Source organism: Promineifilum sp. (SeqCode), assembly GCF_041918635.1.
Taxonomy (GTDB): Bacteria; Chloroflexota; Anaerolineae; order Promineifilales; family Promineifilaceae; genus Promineifilum.
In genome coordinates this window covers 1-2,986 of sequence record NZ_JAYRVJ010000786.1, presented here as the reverse complement: position 1 = coordinate 2,986, position 2,986 = coordinate 1, and the positions used below count along the sequence as shown (strand labels likewise).

The 2,986-nt window shown below is 67.8% G+C and carries 3 protein-coding genes and 1 pseudogene; 1 reads left to right on the top strand and 3 read right to left on the bottom strand.

Going from position 1 to position 2,986, the window contains the following annotated elements:
• Positions 1-494 (top strand): annotated as a pseudogene (locus ACE3UY_RS22495) (hypothetical protein); the annotation flags it as partial.
• Between the two features lie 255 nt (positions 495-749).
• Here the strand turns inward: ACE3UY_RS22495 and ACE3UY_RS22490 are convergent.
• The 3 genes from ACE3UY_RS22490 to ACE3UY_RS22480 all read right to left on the bottom strand — a co-directional run.
• On the bottom strand, positions 750-1,613 hold the full coding sequence (locus tag ACE3UY_RS22490; protein WP_374689706.1) for an ATP-binding cassette domain-containing protein: 864 nt from the start codon (positions 1,611-1,613) through the stop codon (positions 750-752).
• On the bottom strand, positions 1,603-2,304 hold the full coding sequence (locus ACE3UY_RS22485; RefSeq protein WP_374689705.1) for an ABC transporter permease: 702 nt from the start codon (positions 2,302-2,304) through the stop codon (positions 1,603-1,605). The genes ACE3UY_RS22490 and ACE3UY_RS22485 overlap by 11 nt, the downstream gene beginning before the upstream one ends.
• A gap of 87 nt (positions 2,305-2,391) precedes the next feature.
• Positions 2,392-2,986, bottom strand: a 595-nt coding sequence (locus tag ACE3UY_RS22480; RefSeq protein ID WP_374689704.1) for a substrate-binding domain-containing protein, incomplete at its 5' end; no start/stop codon positions are given.

The following is a 2,986-nucleotide window of genomic DNA, read 5'->3' as shown; positions in this document are numbered from 1 at the left end:
CGTCGCTGGCGGAGCGGACGGGCGGGCGGGCGCTGAACCTGACCGAGGGCAGCGGCGCGGGGCCGGCGGCCGTCTTCGAGCGCAACCTCAACGCCGCCCCCGCCGCCCAACCCATCTGGCCGTGGCTGACGCTGGCCGCGGCGCTGCTGTTGCCGCTCGACGTGGCCGCGCGCCGGTTGACGCTGACGCGGCGCGATTGGGCGCGGGCGTGGAGGAGAATTAGGAATTATGAATTAGGAATTAGGAATGAAGAGGGGCCGGAGCGGGCGGAGGGGATGGCGCAGTTGTTGAGGGCTAAGGAGAGGGCGGGGGAGCGGGGGGGCAGGGGAGCAGGGGAGATGTTGCCTATCGCACAACCCCCTGGCGCAGACGAGCGACTGATGACCGACGACCACCGACCGCCAACCGACGCCTCACCGCCAAGCACTGCGCACCCATCCGAGGAAGGCACCCTGGCCGGCCGCCTGCGCGAGCGGCGGCGGCCAAAGGATTAAGAGAAGAATCCACAGATTTCACAGATTACACAGATTAGGTTTTGAAATCTGTGTAATCTGTGAAATCTGTGGATTCTCTTCCTCTGGGCGGCTTGGGGAAAGGCTCGTCGGGAACCGAGCCTTTCCCCAATAACCCGCCGGATGGAAAAGGGGGCCAGCGCATGGAACTGGGTGATGACGGCGCGGCCGATCCCTATAACCTCGTGTCAACGTCCAAAATCTGCGTAATCCGCGAAATCTGCGGATTCTTCCTCTTCAATACACCAACTCGCCGCGCAAGAAGGCCGCCGCTTGGGGCGACGCCGGCGCGTTGAAGAACGTCTCCACATCGGACAACTCGACCACCCGGCCGCCGAGCAGAAACGCCACCCGGTCGGCCACGCGCCGCGCCTGGAAGATGTCGTGCGTCACCCAGATCACGGTCATGCCCGTCGCGGCGTGCTCCTCGGCCACCAGCCGCTCGATGAGGCCGACGTTGTACGGATCGAGGTTGGCCGTCGGCTCGTCGAGCAGCAGCACGTCGGGCCGTATCGCCAGCGCCCGCACCAGGGCCACGCGCTGCGACTCGCCGGCCGACAACTTGGGCGCGGACTGCCGCGCCAGGTGGGCCAGGCCGAGCCGATCGAGCCAGGCGTTCAGTTGCGCCGCCGGCAGCCGCTCGCCGCGCAGGCGCAGGCCGTAGCCGATGTTGGCGGCCACGCTGCGGTGGAGCAGGGCGGGGCGCTGGAAGACGGCCGTCACTCGCCGCCGCTCGGCCAACGGCGGATCGCTGCCGGCCGGCCGGCCATCGAAGCTCAGGTGGCCCGCGCTCGGCGGCTCCAGGAAATTGAGCAGGCGCAACAGTGTACTCTTGCCGGAGCCGCTGGGGCCGACCAGCGCCAGGACTTCGCCGCGCCGGATGGTCAGGTCGGGGATGTCCAGCACCGTGCGGTCATTGTAAACTTTGGTCAGGCCGGTCAGATGGTAAATGTCGCCCGGCGCGACCGTTTCGTCGTGGAGAGCGCGCGGGCTGGCGACAGCGCCGGACTTGGCCGCGCCGTTGGAGCGGTCGGGCGCGCCGGCGGTGTGGGCCGGGTGGACGCGCGAATCTGTCCCCATGCGCAAGGCGTCAGGTAGCACTGCGCTCCTCCGACAGGCGATGGAAGCCCCAATTGGTCAGGAAGGCCAGCAGCAACAACAGCATGCCCAGCGCCAGGGCCAGGGCGAAGTTGCCGCGGCGCGTCTCCAGGACAATGGCCGTGGTCAGGACGCGGGTCTGCCCCTCGATGTTGCCGCCGACGAGCATCACCGCGCCGACCTCGGAGATGATGCCGCCAAAGGCGGCGATGATGGCCGCCAGCACGCCCAGCCGCGCCTCGACCAGCAGCGTCCAGGCCAGTTGCAGCCGCGTCGCGCCCAGCGAGCGCACTTGCAGCTTGACCGTCGGGTCGATGCTGCGCAGGGCGGTCATGGTCAGGCCGACGATGAGTGGCAGGGCGATGATGGTCTGGGCCATGATCATGGCCCGCGGCGTGAACAGCCAGTCGAGCCGCCCCAGCACCCCCTGCCGCGAGAGCAGCAGGTAGACGAACAGGCCGACGACGACCGGCGGCAGACCCATGCCGGTGTAGATGATGGGCAGGAGACAGCCGGCGGCCGGAACCCGCTCGCGCAGCCCCAGCCACGCGCCGAACGGCAAGCCGATGAGCACAGCCAGCAGCAGCGCCGCGCCGGTGACGCGCAACGTCATGCTGACGACGGCCACCAGCGCCGGGTCCATGTCCACCAGCAGCCGCAGCGCCTCGCGGAGAGCGTCTAGCAACGTTTCCATGAGTCAGGGATCAGGGTCTAGGTTCCAGGAGCCAGGTTCCAGGGCAGAACGCTCTTCCCTGGAACCTGGCCCCTGGAACCTGGAACCTTATTCTGCCGCATCCGGATAAAAGAGCGGCTGCCCAAACTCCTCAATGCCGAATTGTCCGATCTGCTCCTGCACCTCAGCCGAGGTGATCCACTCTACGAACAGCTGCGCCAGTTCGGCGTTGATGGCGTCTGACTTCTCCGGGTTGACCGGGATGACGCCGTAGGGATTGAGCAGGCTCGGATCGCCGTTCTCGGCGATGCTCGCACCGCCGACCATGATCGCCAGGTCGGGCAGGTTGGCGCTCATCGACAGGAACGTGCCCCGGTCGGTCAGCGTGTAAGCCCCGGATTCGTTGGCGTAGGTCAGTGTCTCGCCCATGCCCTGGCCGAGCGAGTTGTACCAACCGCCTTCCGGATCGGGGGTGACGCCCGCCGCTTCCCAGAGGCTCAACTCCTTGGTGTGCGTGCCGCTGTCGTCGCCGCGCGAGGCAAAGGGAGCCTCGGCGGCGATAGCCGCCAGCGCCTCGGCCGCCGTAGCCATACCCTGGATGCCGGCCGGGTCGGCGGCCGGGCCGACGATGATGAAGTCGTTGTACATCACGTCGGCGCGCGACAGCCCATGGCCTTCCTCGACGAAGGCGTCCTCGCGGGCG